A 15136-nucleotide genomic window follows, 5' to 3' on the forward strand; every position below is an offset into this window, starting at 1 on the left:
GACCGGCGGATCCGGCCCTGGCCCGCCGGTCGGCGCCGGCACCCGTGTCTGTCCCGGTGCCATCGGCCCAGGTAGCGTCCGCTGCATGGACAGCAGATTCGACACCGAGGGAGCCGGGATCACGGTCCAGCGCGCCCTGGAGCTGCCCGGCCTGCGCAGCGGCCTGCCCGAGGTGCTCGCCGGCGCCGACCGGCTGAACCGGACCGTGCGCTGGGTGCACGCCGGCGAGGTCCCCAACATCGCCTCCCTGCTCAAGGGCGGCGAACTGCTGCTGACCACCGGCTACGGCCTCGGCACCCGCCCCGCCGACCAGCGCGCCTTCGTCCGCACCCTCGCCGATCGCGGCATCGCCGCCCTGGTCGTGGAACTGGGCCCGCGCTTCGCCCGCCTGCCGGCGACGCTCGTCGACACGGCGCGGGGCGCCGGTCTGCCCCTGGTCCAGCTGCACCGCGAGGTGCCGTTCGTGACGGTCACCGAGGAGATCCACACGGAGATCGTCAACGGTCACTACGCACTGCTCCAGCGGGCCGAGGAGGTGCACCGGCGCTGTACCGAGGCGCTGCTCGGCGGCGGCGGGGTGCCGCAGGTGCTCGGCATCCTGGCCGACTTCGCGGACAACCCGGTCTTCCTGGAGACCCCGGACGGCCGGCTGCTGTACGCCGCCGGTTCCGGCCCCGAGGGCGCGGACCCGCTCCAGGTCTGGGAGGGCCTGCGCGGCCAGCACAAGGACGCCCCGCCGCCGTCGGGCTCGGTCCTGGTGGACGTGCCGGGCGGCGGCCCCGGGGTGGGCTCGGTGCGCGCCCGGCTGGTGCTGCTGCCCGTCCGCTCGCCCCTCGCCCCGGTGCACCGCATGGCCGCCGAGCGGGCCGCGGGCATCCTGGCCGTGGTACTGATGCAGGCCCGCCAGGAGGAGGAGCTGGCGGCGCGCGGCCGCGGGGACTTCCTCACCGACCTCGCCGAGGGCCGGATCGCCGCCGAGGACGCCCCGGCGCAGGCCCGGGTGCTCGGCTTCAAGCCGGGCGGCAGCCCGCTGCTGCCGGTGGTGATGCGGCTGGGCGACACGCTCGCGCCCGGTGGGGGCTGGGCGGTGCTGGCGCGCGCGGTCTCGGAGGAGCTGGCCTCGGTGGGTGTTCCGGTGCTGCTGGGCGTACGCCCGGTCGAGGGCCGGGTGCCGCTGCTGCTCGGCCTGCGCTCGGAGTCGGAGCGGTCGGCGGTCGCGGACCGGGTCGCGGCGGCGCTGCGGGCGGGGGTGGAGCGGGCGGGCATGCAACGGCCGGGCGGGCAGCCGCCGGTCGTCGTGGTCGGGGTGGCCGGCGGGTGGGCGGCGGCCTCGGCGGCCCTGCGGCACGCGGCCGAGACGGCGACCGCGGCCCAGGGGTTGTCCGACCGGCCGTGGCACGACGCCCGCCGCCTCGACATCGACCTGCTGGTGTGGCGACTGCGCGACCATCCGGATCTGGCGGCCTTCGTCGACCGTGCCATCGGTCCGCTGCGGGACCACGACAGCCGCTCCAAACCGCCACTGCTGCCCACCCTGGAGACGTATCTGGCGCACGCGGGCCGGAAGGCGGAAACAGCCCGGGAGCTGCACCTCAACCGGCAGACGCTCTACAACCGCCTCGCCCGTATCGGGGAGTTGCTGGGCACGGACCTCGACGATCCGCAGACGGTCCTGGCACTCAGCCTCGCCCTGCGGGCCCGCCGGCACGTGCCGTAGGCGAGCCGGTGGCCGACACCCCTAGGCCGGCGGCTGTGGCTGGGTCAACTCGTCGTAGACGCTGAGCACCTGGGCGACGGTCTCGTCCTCGGTCGGCCAGGTGGCCGCCTGCCGGGTCCCCTTCTCCCGCAGCAGTTCCCGGCGTTCGGGATCGTCGAGCAGCCGTGCGACGGCGGCGCCGAACGCTGCCGCGTTCCGGTGCGGGACCAGCTCGGCCGCGTCGCCCACGAGTTCGGGGATGCCGCCGGTCCGCGCGGCGACGAGCGGCACACCCGCGTGCAGGGCTTCCTGCGCGAGGACGGAGCGGGCCTCGGGAGTGTCCGGCAGCAGCGCCAGATCGGCGGCCGCGAGCAGCTCCCCGACGTCGTCGCGCCGTCCGATGAGCCGGACGGGCAGTTCCTCGTCCTCGATGCGCCGCTGCAGGACGGTGCGCAGCGGACCCTCCCCCGCGATCACCAGCAGGGGTACGGGGTCGCGGTGGCACCAGGCGCGGGCGGCGTCCAGCAGCAGCTCGTGGCCCCGGTGCCGGTCGAGGACACCGACGGCGATGAGCAACGGCCGCCCGGTGGCACCGAGTTCGGCCCGCACCTTGGAGCACGGCCGCTCGGGGTCCTCGTAGCCCGTACGCGGTCCGGGCACCGCGATCGCGGCGAGCCGTGCGTCCCGTGCGCCCCTGCGGCGGGCGCGGTCCACGAGCTCCGAGGTGGTGCCCAGGACGACGGTGGCGGCCTTGACCACCCGTCGCTCCAGTACGCGCAGGAGATGGGCGCGGGCGCCTTCGGCGTGCGCGTGGTTGTGCCAGGTGACCACCAGTGGGGTGTGCCGCCCGCCGAGCGCGAGCGCCGCCCGGAAGGAGGCGTGCAGCCCGTGGGCGTGCACCAGGTCGGCGTTCGCGCAGGCCGCCCGCAGCGCGGCCACGGACACCGGGTCGCTGCTGCGTGGCACCGGCACGTGCTCGGCACCGGCGCCGGTGAAGTCGTAGGCGTGGTCGGCCTCGGCGGGGGCGCACACCAGGACCCGTACGCCCCTTGCGACCAGCCCGGCGGACAGCGACCGCACATGCGCGCTGCTGCCGGCGTTCCCTCCGCCCAGCACCTGCACCGTACGCAGCGGCGAGTGACCGTGTGATGCGGGACTGCTCACGGGGCTCACGCGGCCGGGCTCCTGATTCGGCGTCGGACAGTCACGGGGAGACGTACAGAAGGTATCCAGCAAGGGGCCGGGGCACGCGCTGCCTTGGCGGGCCGAGGTTCCGGCCCCAAGGATGCCAGCACGTACGCGTGTTCCGGGAACGCCGGCGTGCGACCGGCGCACGGGCACAGGGCGTGGATGCCCTGTATGCCACCCACACGGGTGAAGGGAGGTTCGGGAAGCGCCCGAGCCCCTCACCGCGAACGGGCCGCCTCACTCACCCTGTCACCGTACACGCCCGCGGCGACCGCGGCGGCGGCGTGCGCGATCAGGACCACGGCCGCGCGTGCGCCCCGTGCCGTTCCCCGGTCGCCCTCGCCGCCGGTGCCAACCGTGCCGCGACGGCCGTGGTGCGTGCCACCGGCCGCCCGGCACCGCCCGCTACCCGTCCGCCCGGGCCGTGGCCAGCAACTCCTCCGCGTGGGCGCGGGCCGTCTCCGAGTCCTCCTGGCCGGCCAGCATGCGCGACAGCTCCCGGATGCGGTCCTCGCCCTCCAGCACCTTCACGCCGGAGCGGGTGACCGACCCGTCGTTGGTCTTCTCGACCAGCAGCTGCCGGTCGGCGAAGGCGGCCACCTGGGGCAGGTGGGTCACCACGACGACCTGCGCGGTCCTCGCCAGGCGGGCCAGCCGCCGCCCGATCTCCACGGCCGCCTTGCCGCCGACACCGGCGTCGACCTCGTCGAAGAGGTACGTCGGCACCGGGTCCGTCCCCGCGAACACGACCTCGACGGCGAGCATCACGCGCGAGAGCTCACCGCCCGACGCGCCCTTGGCGATCGGCCGCGGTGGCGCTCCCGGGTGGGGGGCGAGCAGCAGCTCGACCTCGTCGGCGCCGGACGGCCCGTAGGCGACGGTACGACCGCCGACCTCGACGCCCTCGGGATCCTCGGTCTGCCGGAGGGCGAAGGACACGCGCGCGTGCGGCATGGCGAGCGAGGTCAGCTCGGCGGTCACCGCGGCGGCGAACCGCTCCGCGGCCTCGGCACGGGCGTCGGTCAAGGCCTGCGCGAGTCCGCCCAGTTCGGCCCGCAGCGCGTCGCGCTCCGCGGTCAGCTCGCCGATCCGCTCGTCGTCGCCGTCCAGCTCGGTCAGCCGCGCGGCACCCCGCTCCGCCCAGGCGAGTACGGCGCCCACGTCCTGTCCGTACTTCCGGGTCAGGGCGGTCAGCGCGGCCCGCCGCTCCTCCACCGCTGCCAGCCGCAGCGGATCGGCGTCCAGGTCGTCGGCGTACCCGGCGAGTTCGCCGGCCACGTCGCCCAGCAGGATCCCGATCTCGCCGATCCGGTCGGCGAGCGCGGCCAGCGCCGGGTCGTGCGACCGCACGGCCTCCAGGGCCCGCTGGGCGCCCGCGACGAGGGTCGCGGCCTCGATGCCCTCGGGGTCCTCCGGATTGCCCGCGAGGGCGGCGTGAGCGGCCGTGGCGGCGGACGACAGCGCCTCCGCGTGGCCGAGGCGCTCCGCCTCCTCGGCCAGTTCCACGTCCTCACCGGCCCGTGGCTCCACCCCGGCGATCTCGTCGAGCCCGTAGCGCAGCATGTCGGCCTCCTGGGCCCGCTCACGCGCGCGCGTGGTGATCTCCTCCAGTTCCGTGGAGACCGCCCGGAGCCGTCGGTACGCCTCGGTGTACTTGGCCAGCGGTACGGCCACGCCGTCGCCGGCGTACCGGTCGAGCGCCTGCCGCTGCCGGGACAGCTTCAGCAGCCCCTGCTGGTCGGTCTGCCCGTGCACCGCCACCAGGTCGTCCGCGAGCTCCGCCAGCAGACCCACGGGCACACCGCGGCCGCCCAGGTGCGCCCGTGAGCGCCCTTCGGCGGAAACGGTACGGCTGATCAGCAGCGCCCCGTCGTCGAGCTCGGCGCCGGCTTCCTCGGCCCGTACGACGGCGGCCGCGCCCTCGGGCACGGTGATCCGCCCCTCCACGACCGCCTTGTCGGCCCCGATCCGGACGAGCGCCGGGTCGGCGCGCCCGCCCAGCAACAGCCCCAGGCTGGTGACCACCATGGTCTTGCCCGCACCCGTCTCACCCGTGACGGCGGTGAAGCCGGGCGACAGCTCGACGACCGCGTCGTCGATCACTCCGAGCGACTGTATCCGCATCTCCTCCAACACGGACACGACCTTACGAGGTCCGGGGCGAGGAGTGCACACAGGGCGCCGATGTCACCCACGGGAGTGGCAGCGCGCCCCATGGACGCGGGTAGCCGCGCGAGCGGCCACGGACGTCCCGCGGCCGCCGACGCACCGGGAGCATCCCCGCCGGCCAGGCCCTAGTGAGGCGCCCCCCGCCAGCCGGACACCGGCAACGCGAACTTCGCGACCAGCCGATCCGTGAACGAGGCGTGGTGCAACCGGGCCAGCCGCACCGGCACAGCGCCCCGGCGCACTTCCACCCGCGCCCCGGGCGGCAACTCGACCGTCCGCCGTCCGTCGCACCACAGCACCCCCGGCGGCACATGAGGCAGCACCTCGACCGCGAGCACCGAATCCGGCGAGGTGACCAACGGCTTCGCGAACAGCGCGTGCGCGCTGATCGGCACCATCAGCAGTGCCTCGACCTCCGGCCAGACCACGGGGCCGCCCGCGGAGAAGGCGTACGCGGTCGAACCGGTCGGCGTGGCGCACACGATCCCGTCGCACCCGAACCCCGTCACCGGCCGCCCGTCGATCTCCAGGACGACCTCCAGCATCCGCTCGGCGGACACCTTCTGCACAGCGGCCTCGTTCAGCGCCCAGTCGGTGTGCACGATGTCCCCGTTGCGGTGCACGACCACGTCGACGGTCATGCGCTCCTCGACCTCGTACGCCCGGGACACCACCCGGTCGACGACCCTGTCGAGGTCGTCCCGCTCGGCCTCGGCGAGGAAGCCGACCCGCCCGAGATTCACGCCGAGCATCGGCACCCCGGAGGCACGGGCGAACTCGGCGCCGCGCAGCAGGGTGCCGTCACCGCCGAGCACGATCAGCAGTTCGCACCCGTCGAGGCACTGCGGGGTGGCCTCCTTGACCAGCTCCACCTCGTCCGGCAGCGGCAGGTCGCGCGCCTCCGCCTCCAGGACGCGCACCCCGATCCCGGAGTGCAGCAGTCCCTTGACCACGAGCTCGGCACTGCGGACGGCGGCCGGCCGCCCGGTGTGTGCCAGCAGGAAAACGGTTCGGGTTTGGGTCTGTGTCAACGCGGCCCCTCCGCCACTGCACGGTCAACATCGGCCGGGTCCGGAGCGGGTGCCCCGGCACGCAGCCACAGAAAGTACTCGACGTTCCCGGACGGCCCGGGCAGCGGGCTGGCGGTGACACCCTTCACCCCGAGCCCCAGCTCCCACGCCTTCTCGGCCACGCCCCGCACGGCCTCCGCCCGCAGTTGCGGACTCCGCACGACACCCCCGCTGCCGAGCCGTTCCTTCCCCACCTCGAACTGCGGCTTCACCATCATCACGAGGTCGGCGTCCGGCTGCACGCACCGCACCAGGGCGGGCAGCACCAGGCCGAGCGGGATGAAGGACAGATCCCCCACGACTAGATCCACAGGCTCCCCATCGATCGCATCGAGCGTCAACTCGCGTACGTTCGTACGGTCCTTGACGGTGACGCGTTCATCGCTCTGCAGAGACCAGGCGAGTTGTCCGTACCCGACGTCCACGGCGACGACATGTGCCGCGCCCGCCCGCAGCAGGACGTCGGTGAAGCCGCCGGTGGACGCGCCGGCGTCCAGCGCCCGCCGGCCCTCGACGACGAGCCCCTGCGGAAGGAAGGCCTGCAGGGCGCCCGCGAGCTTGTGGCCGCCCCGGGAGACGTAGTCGGGGTCGGTGTCGTCGGCCGCGACCACGATGGCGGCCGCGGTCTCCACCTGCGTGGCGGGCTTGGTCGCGACGGTCTTGCCGACGGTGACCCGCCCTGCGGCGATCAGCTGGCCGGCGTGCTCGCGCGAGCGCGCGAGCTTCCGGCGGACCAGCTCCGCGTCGAGACGGCGGCGTGCGACTCCTGCCACGTTCGGTTCAGCTCCTGTGTCGGTACGTCGGTCCGGGGGCCGGAGGTCCCGGGCGCGCGTCCAGCGCGGTCAGCGCGTCGCGCAGCCCCCCGTGTACATCCTCGTACACCTCGACGTGTCCGTCCGTGGCGAGGTGGTCGGCATCACCGAGCCGCTCCAGGGCGGCGTCGACGTCGGGGTCGCCGGTGGCGGTGCGGGGCACGTCCAGCGGCGCTGGGGCGGAGGGGTCGTACCCCTGGTCGTACTCCTGGTCGGACCCGGGGCCGGAACCCGGGCCGGACCCTGCGTCGTACGTCCGGTCACGCTCGGACTCGACCTCGTGTCCGGTCGCGCGTTCGGATCCGACCGGAGCGCTGACCTCCGGAACCGCCGCGTCCTCCCGGATCTCCGCCTCGGGCACAGAGTCGTTCATGCCCAGACGCTACCTCGAAGCACTGCGGTACCGTCGACCGCGATGGCCACGATTGACGAGTGCCGTACGGCACTGGAGAAGCTCGCCGAGAACATGGCGACCGCCGAGGGGAACGTACGCGAGGCGGCGGCCCTGGACCGCTCGGTGAGCTGCCACATCAAGGACCTGGACGTCACCTTCGTCGGCCGTCTCGAGAACGGCCGGATCGTGGTGCGGGACACCGTGCAGGGCCCGCCGCCGGAAAGGGCCCAGATCAGACTCGCCATGACCGGCGACGACCTGGTGGCGCTGGTCGGCGGGGACCTGAACTTCGCCAAGGCCTGGGGATCGGGCCGGGTGAGGCTGGAGGCCGGCCTGTTCGACCTGTTCCGGCTCAGGAAGCTTCTGTAGCGCCCACCCGACGAGCCCCGCCGCGTGCCTTCCGCGCCGCCGGCACCACCAGCGGGGTCCCCGTCTCCGGATCGTCGACGACCTGGCAGCGCAGCCCGAAGACCTCCTCCACCAGTTCGGCGGTCACGATGTCGCCGGGCGCACCCTCGGCGACGACCCGGCCGCCGCGCAGGGCGATGAGGTGGGTGGCGTACCGGGCCGCGTGGTTGAGGTCGTGCAGGACGGCGACCAGCGTGCGCCCCTGTTCCTCGTGCAGCTCGGCGCACAGGTCCAGGACGTCGATCTGGTGCTGGATGTCCAGATAGGTCGTCGGCTCGTCGAGCAGCAGCAGCGGGGTCTGCTGGGCGAGCGCCATCGCGATCCACACCCGCTGCCGCTGACCGCCCGACAGTTCGTCGACATAGCGGTCGGCGAGTTGGGCGACCCCGGTCCGCTCCATCGACTCCCGCACCAGCCGCTCGTCCTCGGCCGACCACTGCCGCCAGATCCTCTGGTGCGGATGGCGGCCGCGGCCCACCAGGTCGCCCACGGTGATGCCGTCGGGGGCGATCGACGACTGCGGCAGCAGGCCCAGCGTCCGCGCGACCCGCTTGGCCGGCATCGACTGGATGACCTGCCCGTCGAGCAGCACCCGGCCCTCGCTGGGCCTGAGCATCCGCGACAGCGCCCGCAACAGCGTGGACTTGCCGCACGCGTTGGGGCCGACGATCACCGTGAAGGAGTTGTCGGGGATCTGCACCGACAGCTGCTCGGCGATGACGCGCCGGTCGTAGGCGAGGGTGACGTTGTCGGCGGACAGACGGTTCACGGTGCTCCTTGTGCGGTCGGGCTCGGGGCGGGCGCTCATATCCGGCCCGCCCTGCGTTCGGTGACCAGCAGCCACAACAGGTAGACCCCGCCGAGCACGCCGGTGACCACGCCGACGGGCAACTGGTCGGCACCGAAGGCCCGCTGTGCGGCCCAGTCCGCGGTGACCAGCAGGGCGGCACCCATGCACAGGGAGGGCACGAGGTTCGGGCCGGGCGAGCGGGTCAGGCGGCGGGCGAGCTGGGGTGCGGTCAGGGCGACGAAGGCGACGGGGCCGGCCGCGGCAGTGGCCGCCGCGGTGAGCAGAACGGCGCAGGCCATCAGCAGCAGCCGTACGCGTTCGACGCGCACCCCCAGGGCGTACGCCACGTCGTCGCCCATCTCCGTCATCCGCAGGCCCGGGGCGAATGCGAGGACGAGCGGCACGAGCACGGCGCACAGCACCAGCAGCGGCCAGACCTGCTCCCAGTCCCGGCCGTTGAGGGACCCGGTCATCCACACCACCGCTCGGGCCGCGTCCACGAAGTCGGCCTTGGTGATGAGGTAGCCGTCGACCGCGGTGACGACCGCCGACACGCCGATGCCGACGAGGACCAGCCGGTACCCGTGCACGCCCTGCTTCCAGGCGAGCAGATGAATGGCGAGACCGGTCACCAGGCCGCCCACGAGCGCTCCGAGGGTGACGGCGGTGGCGTCGCCCGAGAACAGGACGATCACCACCAGCGCGCCGGCCGTGGCGCCCTGCGAGAGGCCGAGCACGTCCGGACTGCCGAGCGGGTTGCGGGAGATGGACTGGAACAGTGCCCCGCCGAGCCCGAGACAGGCACCGACCAGCAGTCCGACGAGAACACGCGGCAGCCGCAGTTCGCGGACGATGAACTCCTGTCCCCGGTCGCCGTGCCCGGCCAGGGTCTTCAGCACGTCGGCCGGCGGGATCGGGAAGTCGCCGGTGCCGATCAGCAGGACGCCCGCGGCCAGCGCGGCGAGCACCAGCAGCGCGACGACGGTCAGCGCACGGCCGTCGAGGCGGAAGGAAAGGCCGCCCGGGGTCCGCACGGCGCGCACGGCACGGCGGGACCCGGTTCCGGAGGCGTCGGCGGTGACGGACGCGGCAGGGGTCGTCTTCACAGCTGGGCCGTCCTGCGCCGTCGTACGAGCAGGATGAACACCGGGCCTCCGATGATCGCGGTGACGACACCGACCTGGAGCTCGGCCGGGCGGGCGACGATCCGCCCGAGCACGTCGGCGCCGAGCAGCAGCACGGGCGACAGGACGGTGGCGTAGGGCAGGATCCAGCGCAGGTCGGGTCCGGTGAAGGAGCGGACGACGTGCGGGACCATCAGCCCGACGAAGACGATCGGCCCGCAGGCCGCGGTCGCGGCACCGCACAGCACGGTCGCTGCGAGCATGGACAGCGCCCGGGTGCGGTTCAGGTCGGCTCCCAGGGCACGGGCGGTGTCGTCGCCCATCGCGAGGGCGTTCAGGGGCCGCGCGAGCAGCAGCGCGAGGACGGTGCCGCCCGCGAGGAACGGCAGCACCTGGACGATGATCGCGTCGGTGGCCGAGGCCAGCGAGCCGACCGTCCAGAAACGCATCTTGCCGAGGGCCGCACCGTCCATGATCATCACCGCTTGGAGGTAGCCGTAGAGCGCGGCGCTGATCGCGGTGCCGGCGAGCGCGAGCCGGACGGGAGTGGCGCCCCTGCTGCCGCCGAGGAACCACACCAGTGCACCCACGGCGGACGCGCCGAGGAAGGCGAACCAGACGTATCCGCTCAGGCTCGTGACGCCGAAGTACGTGATGGCGGTGACGACGGCGGCCGAGGCGCCCGCGTTGATGCCGAGCAGCCCCGGGTCGGCCAGGGGATTGCGGGTCAGCGCCTGCAGAACCGCCCCGGCCAGGCCGAGCGCGGCCCCGGCGAGCAGGCCGAGCAGCGTGCGGGACAGCCGTTCGCCCACCACCACGTCGCCGTAGGTGCCCGAGTTCAGGAACAGGCCGTGCCAGACCTGGGCCAGGGACAGCTCCTTCGCGCCGATCGCGATGCTCGCCAGGGCGACGAGCAGCAGGATCGCGGCGGCGGCGGCGAGCCCAACGGCTCGTACCGCCCGGCGGGTTGGGGGCGCCACGGCGATCGCCGGGCGCTCTTCGGGAGGAGAGTCGACCAACACGAAGTTAGGTTAGCCTACCCTCGCTAATTCATCGACGCCGCGTCCCGCCCGCCCCTGCCAGGCAGCACCGCACAGCCTCAGAGGTCCCCGGCCCCCGGCCCCCGGTCCTTCGGTTCACAGACCCAGTCGCGCCAGCGCCTTCCCCCCGTCCAGCTCACAGCAACCCTCGCCGGCCGCCGTCCACGCCGCGGCGCACAGCGCGCGCAACCCGTCCAGCGCCTCGCCGTCGCCACTCAGCTCCAGCCGCTCGGCCCCGGCCGTGGCCGTCCACCCGCCGCAGCGAAAACCGTCCCCCTTTTCGGTGACTTCCACGTCCGGCTGCCCGGTGAGCAGCCCGCGCAGATCGGCGTCCACATACGTCGGCCGGTGCTGCGGCGGCGCAGCGAGCAGCTGCGCGCCGTCGGTGACGCCGGTCAGGACGAGCAGCGAGTCGACACCGCCGTTGAACGCGCCCTCGATGTCCGTGTCCAGCCGGTCACCGACCACCAGCGGCCGCTTCGCACCGGTGCGCAGGATCGTCTCGCGGTGCATGGGAGGCAGCGGCTTGCCCGCCACCTGCGGCTCCGCGCCCGTGGCGATCCGCACCACCTCCACGGCCGCACCGTTGCCCGGCGCGATACCCCGGGCGCTCGGGATCGTCAGATCGGTGTTGGAGGCGAACCACGGCACCCCGCGGGCGATCGCGTAGCACGCCTCCGCGAAACGGCCCCAGGGCAGCTCGGGACCGCCGTACCCCTGCACCACCGCCACCGGATCGTCCTCGGCGGACTCCACCGGCTCCAGGCCCCGCTCACGCAGCGCCACGCGCAGCCCCTCGCCGCCGACGACGAGCACCCGCGCCCCGGACGGCACCTGCTCCGCGATCAGTCGCGCCACCGCCTGCGCGGAGGTGATGACGTCGGACGAATCCGCCGGTATCCCCAGCTCGGTGAGATGGGCGGCCACGGCGTCCGGGGTGCGCAGGGCGTTGTTGGTGACGTAGGCCAAATGCATGCCGTCCGCGCGCGCCGCGCCGAGCGACTCGACCGCGTGCGCGATCGCGTTGCCGCCCGCGTAGACCACGCCGTCCAGGTCCAGCAGGGCCGTGTCGTACGCCCCGCTCAGGGGCTGCCCACTGCCCTCCGGCCTCGTCCTTGCGCCCTGGCTCATTGCTCATCGCTCCTTGGGGTACCGGCTTTCCCCCGATCATGCCGTATGCCTCTGACACACGTACGATGCCGGGATGAACACTGCAGGTCACTCGCCAGCAACGACGCGTCGAGGCCTCGATCTCACCCCGTTCCGAGGCCTACGCTACGACCCCGACCGGGTCGGCAGCCTTGCCGCCGTGACATCCCCGCCGTATGACGTCGTCGTACGCCCCGACGGCCTGCATCACCTCCAGTCCGCCGACCCCTACAACATCGTCCGCCTCATCCTTCCGCAGGCCGGCACACCCAGCGCGCGGAACAAACAGGCGGCGGACACCCTGCACCGCTGGCTTTCCGAGGGCGTGCTGGCCGCCGACCCCCAACCGGCCCTGTACGTCTACGAACAGAGCAACGGCGACGGCATGTTGCAGCGCGGTCTGATCGGCGCCCTGCGGGTGTCGGATCCGGCGGAGGGTGTGGTTCTGCCGCACGAGGACGTGATGCCGCACGTCGTCGAGGACCGAGCCGACCTGATGCGCGCCACCAGTGCGAACCTGGAGCCGCTGCTGCTGACGTACCGCGGCACCGGCGCGACGGCCGACACGACCGTGGCCATCGAACGCACCGCCGAACGGCCTCCCCTGCTGTCGACGACCACCGAGGACGGCTTCAGCCACCGCCTGTGGGCCATCACCGATCCCACCGATGTGGCACGGATCCAGGAGGACCTGGCCCGGCACCAGGCCCTCATCGCCGACGGCCACCACCGCTGGGCGACCTATCGACGTCTACGCGCGGAGCATCCCTCACCAGGCCCCTGGGACTACGGCCTGGTCCTGCTCGTCGACACGGCCCGCTACCCGCTCCGGGTGCGTGCCATCCACCGCCTGCTGCACGGTCTGCCGGTCGCCGACGCGCTGTCCGCCCTGGACGGCCTGTTCCGCGTCCAGCGTCTGGACGTGCCGCTGCCCGCCGCGCAGGAGGCCCTCGCGGACGCGGCGTGCGCCGGCAACGCCTTCCTGCTCGCCGGGGACGGTACCTTCCACCTCGTCGACCGTCCGGACCCCGACCTGCTGACCCGGACGATCCCCGCCGACCGCCCCACCGCCTGGCGCACCCTCGACGCCACGGTCCTGCACGCCACGCTGCTCGACCACGTGTGGCACATCCCCGAGGACTCCCCGGACCACATCGCCTACATCCACGACACGGCCGCGACGGTGGAGAAGGCGGAACGCGACGGCAGTACGGCCGTCCTGATGCACGCGGTACGCGAGGAAGTCGTCCGCGACCTCGCCCGCCAGGGAGTCACGATGCCCCGCAAGTCCACGTCGTTCGGCCCGAAGCCGGCATCGGGGCTGGTGCTGCGGGCGCTGCGCGTCTAGACGCTGCACGACTGGACGCTGCACCTCTGGGCACGCGCCGCCGATCAGGTATCACGAAACCACCTCGGCACGGCCGCGGGTACGAGAAAGGGCAGGCCCCGGTGGGAGCCTGCCCTCTGTCACCGACCGACGTCAGTCGTCCGCGTCCTCGTCGTTCCCGCCGTCGTCGCCGTGGCTGCCGTGGCTGTTGTCGCGCTCAACGGCCCCAGCGGCCTCCGCGTGGGGCGGCCGGGAGTCGGCGTCGTCCACGCCACTCCCGTCGAGGGCGTCGGTGAACTCCACACCGTCGAGCTCGGCCAGCCGGTCCGAGGCGTCGGTGCTGCCGTCGCGGTCGGCCTCCACCGCCTTGGCGAACCACTCGCGCGCCTCGTCCTCCCGGCCGACCGCGAGCAGCGCGTCCGCGTAGGCGTACCGCAGCCGCGCGGTCCAGGGCTGTACGGAGTTGGAGGCCAGCTCCGGGCTCTGCAGCGTCACGATGGCGGCGTCGAGCTGCCCCATGTCTCGCCGGGCGCCGGCCGCGACCAGCCGCATCTCGACCTGTCCGGCCTTGTCGAGCTTGTGCACCTCGGGCGCGCCGGCCATGTCCAGCGCCTTCTCGGGCCGTCCCAGACCGCGCTCGCAGTCCGCCATCACGGGCCACAGGTCCACGGTGCCGGTCATCCGCCGGGCGGCCCGGAACTCCGCGAGAGCCTCGCTGTACTTCTGGCTCGCGTAGGCGGCGAACCCGGCCGCCTCCCGTACGGCGGCGACACGGGACGCCAGTCGCAGGGCGACCCTGGAGTAGCCGTAGGCCCCCTCGGGGTCCTCGTCGATGAGCCGGGCGACCATCACCAGGTTCTTGGCGACGTCTTCGGCGAGCGTCTTGGGCAGGCTCTGCAGTTCCTGCCGTACGTCCTTGTCGATCTCCTCGCCGGTGACGTCCTGGGGGATCGGCAGCCGCTTGATCGGCTCGCGGTCCCGGTCGCGCTCCTCACGGAACCGGCCACCACCACGCCGGTCGTCACGCCGGTCCTCACGGCCGCGGAAGCCGCCGGGGCGTCCGCCACGGTCGTCGCGACGCGGGCCACGGCCACCGCGGAAGCCCCCGCGCTCGCCACGGCTGTCGTCGCGGCGGTAGGCCGGACGGTCGTCATCGCGACGGTGGGCCGGACGGTCGTCGTCCCTGCGGTACGCCGGACGGTCGTCGTCCCTGCGGTACGCCGGACGGTCGTCATCGCGACGGTAACCGCCGCGGTCACCGCGGTATTCACCGCGACCGCCGTCACGGCGGTCATCGCGGCGGTCATCGCGGCGGTCATCGCGACGGTCATCGCGACGGTCATCACGACGGACGTCCCTGCGGTCGTCTCGGCGGAAGGGCGGCCGGTCGCCGCGCCGGTCGTCACGGCGTCCGTAACCGCCGCGGTCGTCACGGCTGTCGTCCCGGCGGAAGCCACTGCGCTCGGGGCGGTCGGACCGGTCGTCGCGACGCCCATACCCACGGTCGTCATCACGGCGGAAGCCCCGGCGGTCGTCGCGACGCTCGCCCCGCTCGTCGCGTCGGTCGTCCCTGCGGTCGTCGCGACGGTGGGAGGGACGGTCAGCGTCGGAGCGGAAGCCACGGTCGCGTTCGTCGCGGCGACCGTAGCCGCCAGGGTCGCCGCCCCTGCGATCGTCACGGCGGTCGTCACGGCGGTCGTCACGGCGGAAGCCTCCACGCTCGCCGCGGTCACCACGATCACCACGGTCACCGCGCTGGTCTCCCCGGCGGTCGTCACGACGGCCATACCCACCGCGATCGTCATCGCGACGGCCGTAACCACCACGGTCATCATCGCGACGGCCATACCCACCGCGATCGTCATCGCGTCGACCGTAACCACCACGGTCATCATCGCGACGGCCATACCCACCGCGATCGTCATCGCGACGGCCGTAACCACCACGGTCATCATCGCGACGGCCATAC

Annotated in this window: 13 protein-coding genes and 1 pseudogene; 4 read left to right on the plus strand and 10 right to left on the minus strand. The window is 73.6% G+C overall.

Going from position 1 to position 15136, the window contains the following annotated elements; translation table 11 throughout:
• Positions 1 to 85: 85 nt before the first annotated feature.
• Positions 86 to 1717 (plus strand): PucR family transcriptional regulator, encoded by a 1632-nt coding sequence (locus AB0A61_RS34045; protein ID WP_361301166.1) that lies wholly within the window; start codon positions 86 to 88, stop codon positions 1715 to 1717.
• A 21-nt stretch (positions 1718 to 1738) separates the two neighbouring features.
• Here AB0A61_RS34045 and AB0A61_RS34050 read toward each other — a convergent pair whose 3' ends face one another.
• The 5 genes from AB0A61_RS34050 to AB0A61_RS34070 form a co-directional block, all read right to left on the minus strand.
• Positions 1739 to 2869, minus strand: coding sequence for a glycosyltransferase family 4 protein (locus tag AB0A61_RS34050; RefSeq protein WP_361301169.1), 1131 nt, complete (start codon positions 2867 to 2869; stop codon positions 1739 to 1741).
• Between the two features lie 420 nt (positions 2870 to 3289).
• Positions 3290 to 5008: a DNA repair protein RecN gene (recN, locus tag AB0A61_RS34055; RefSeq protein ID WP_361301211.1), complete on the minus strand. Its 1719-nt coding sequence runs from the start codon at positions 5006 to 5008 to the stop codon at positions 3290 to 3292.
• Positions 5009 to 5178: 170 nt separating this feature from the next.
• A complete protein-coding gene (locus AB0A61_RS34060; RefSeq protein WP_361301172.1) occupies positions 5179 to 6084 on the minus strand; it encodes an NAD kinase in 906 nt (301 codons plus the stop codon).
• Positions 6081 to 6896 (minus strand): TlyA family RNA methyltransferase, encoded by an 816-nt coding sequence (locus AB0A61_RS34065; RefSeq protein ID WP_361301175.1) that lies wholly within the window; start codon positions 6894 to 6896, stop codon positions 6081 to 6083. Before AB0A61_RS34065 ends, AB0A61_RS34060 begins: the two co-directional genes overlap by 4 nt.
• Positions 6897 to 6903: 7 nt before the next feature.
• Positions 6904 to 7308, minus strand: a complete 405-nt coding sequence (locus tag AB0A61_RS34070; RefSeq protein ID WP_361301178.1) for a hypothetical protein — start codon at positions 7306 to 7308, stop codon at positions 6904 to 6906.
• Positions 7309 to 7350: 42 nt separating this feature from the next.
• Here AB0A61_RS34070 and AB0A61_RS34075 point away from each other — a divergent pair, with 42 nt between their 5' ends.
• The gene (locus AB0A61_RS34075; protein WP_361301181.1) at positions 7351 to 7698 is read left to right on the plus strand and encodes a sterol-binding protein; all 348 of its coding nucleotides are present in this window, start codon (positions 7351 to 7353) and stop codon (positions 7696 to 7698) included.
• On the opposite strand, the gene AB0A61_RS34080 is transcribed toward AB0A61_RS34075, so the two are convergent.
• From AB0A61_RS34080 to AB0A61_RS34095, 4 genes are all read right to left on the minus strand, one after another.
• Positions 7682 to 8545 carry an ABC transporter ATP-binding protein gene (locus tag AB0A61_RS34080; RefSeq protein WP_361301184.1) on the minus strand — a complete coding sequence of 288 codons (864 nt, stop codon included), beginning with the start codon at positions 8543 to 8545 and terminating at the stop codon, positions 7682 to 7684. The genes AB0A61_RS34075 and AB0A61_RS34080 overlap by 17 nt on opposite strands.
• Positions 8542 to 9570: an iron chelate uptake ABC transporter family permease subunit gene (locus AB0A61_RS34085; protein WP_361301214.1), complete on the minus strand. Its 1029-nt coding sequence runs from the start codon at positions 9568 to 9570 to the stop codon at positions 8542 to 8544. Before AB0A61_RS34085 ends, AB0A61_RS34080 begins: the two co-directional genes overlap by 4 nt.
• 59 nt (positions 9571 to 9629) lie before the next feature.
• Positions 9630 to 10673, minus strand: a complete 1044-nt coding sequence (locus AB0A61_RS34090) for an iron chelate uptake ABC transporter family permease subunit (RefSeq protein WP_361301187.1) — start codon at positions 10671 to 10673, stop codon at positions 9630 to 9632.
• Positions 10674 to 10787: 114 nt separating this feature from the next.
• Positions 10788 to 11822: an HAD-IIA family hydrolase gene (locus tag AB0A61_RS34095; protein ID WP_361301190.1), complete on the minus strand. Its 1035-nt coding sequence runs from the start codon at positions 11820 to 11822 to the stop codon at positions 10788 to 10790.
• Positions 11823 to 11895: 73 nt separating this feature from the next.
• On the opposite strand from AB0A61_RS34095, the gene AB0A61_RS34100 reads away from it, so the two are divergent.
• Entirely contained in the window at positions 11896 to 13188 is a 1293-nt protein-coding gene (locus AB0A61_RS34100) for a DUF1015 domain-containing protein (protein WP_361301193.1), read from the plus strand.
• A gap of 132 nt (positions 13189 to 13320) precedes the next feature.
• Here the strand turns inward: AB0A61_RS34100 and AB0A61_RS34105 are convergent, their stop codons facing one another.
• A complete protein-coding gene (locus tag AB0A61_RS34105) occupies positions 13321 to 14124 on the minus strand; it encodes a tetratricopeptide repeat protein (protein ID WP_361301217.1) in 804 nt (267 codons plus the stop codon).
• 204 nt (positions 14125 to 14328) lie between these two features.
• Between AB0A61_RS34105 and AB0A61_RS34110 the strand changes: the two are divergent.
• Positions 14329 to 15136: pseudogene (locus AB0A61_RS34110) on the plus strand (hypothetical protein); the annotation flags it as partial.

The organism is Streptomyces sp. NPDC046197, assembly GCF_040646295.1.
Classification (GTDB): Bacteria; Actinomycetota; Actinomycetes; order Streptomycetales; family Streptomycetaceae; genus Streptomyces.

What these genes read in the sequence shown, in the direction of transcription:
- AB0A61_RS34095 (WP_361301190.1), bottom strand. Translation starts at nt 11,822, where the DNA reads ATGAGCCAGGGCGCAAGGACGAGGCCGGAGGGCAGTGGGCAGCCCCTG.
- AB0A61_RS34075 (WP_361301181.1), top strand. Translation starts at nt 7,351, where the DNA reads ATGGCCACGATTGACGAGTGCCGTACGGCACTGGAGAAGCTCGCCGAG.
- AB0A61_RS34045 (WP_361301166.1), top strand. Translation starts at nt 86, where the DNA reads ATGGACAGCAGATTCGACACCGAGGGAGCCGGGATCACGGTCCAGCGC.
- AB0A61_RS34100 (WP_361301193.1), top strand. Translation starts at nt 11,896, where the DNA reads ATGAACACTGCAGGTCACTCGCCAGCAACGACGCGTCGAGGCCTCGAT.
- AB0A61_RS34080 (WP_361301184.1), bottom strand. Translation starts at nt 8,545, where the DNA reads ATGAGCGCCCGCCCCGAGCCCGACCGCACAAGGAGCACCGTGAACCGT.
- recN (WP_361301211.1), bottom strand. Translation starts at nt 5,008, where the DNA reads ATGCGGATACAGTCGCTCGGAGTGATCGACGACGCGGTCGTCGAGCTG.
- AB0A61_RS34070 (WP_361301178.1), bottom strand. Translation starts at nt 7,308, where the DNA reads ATGAACGACTCTGTGCCCGAGGCGGAGATCCGGGAGGACGCGGCGGTT.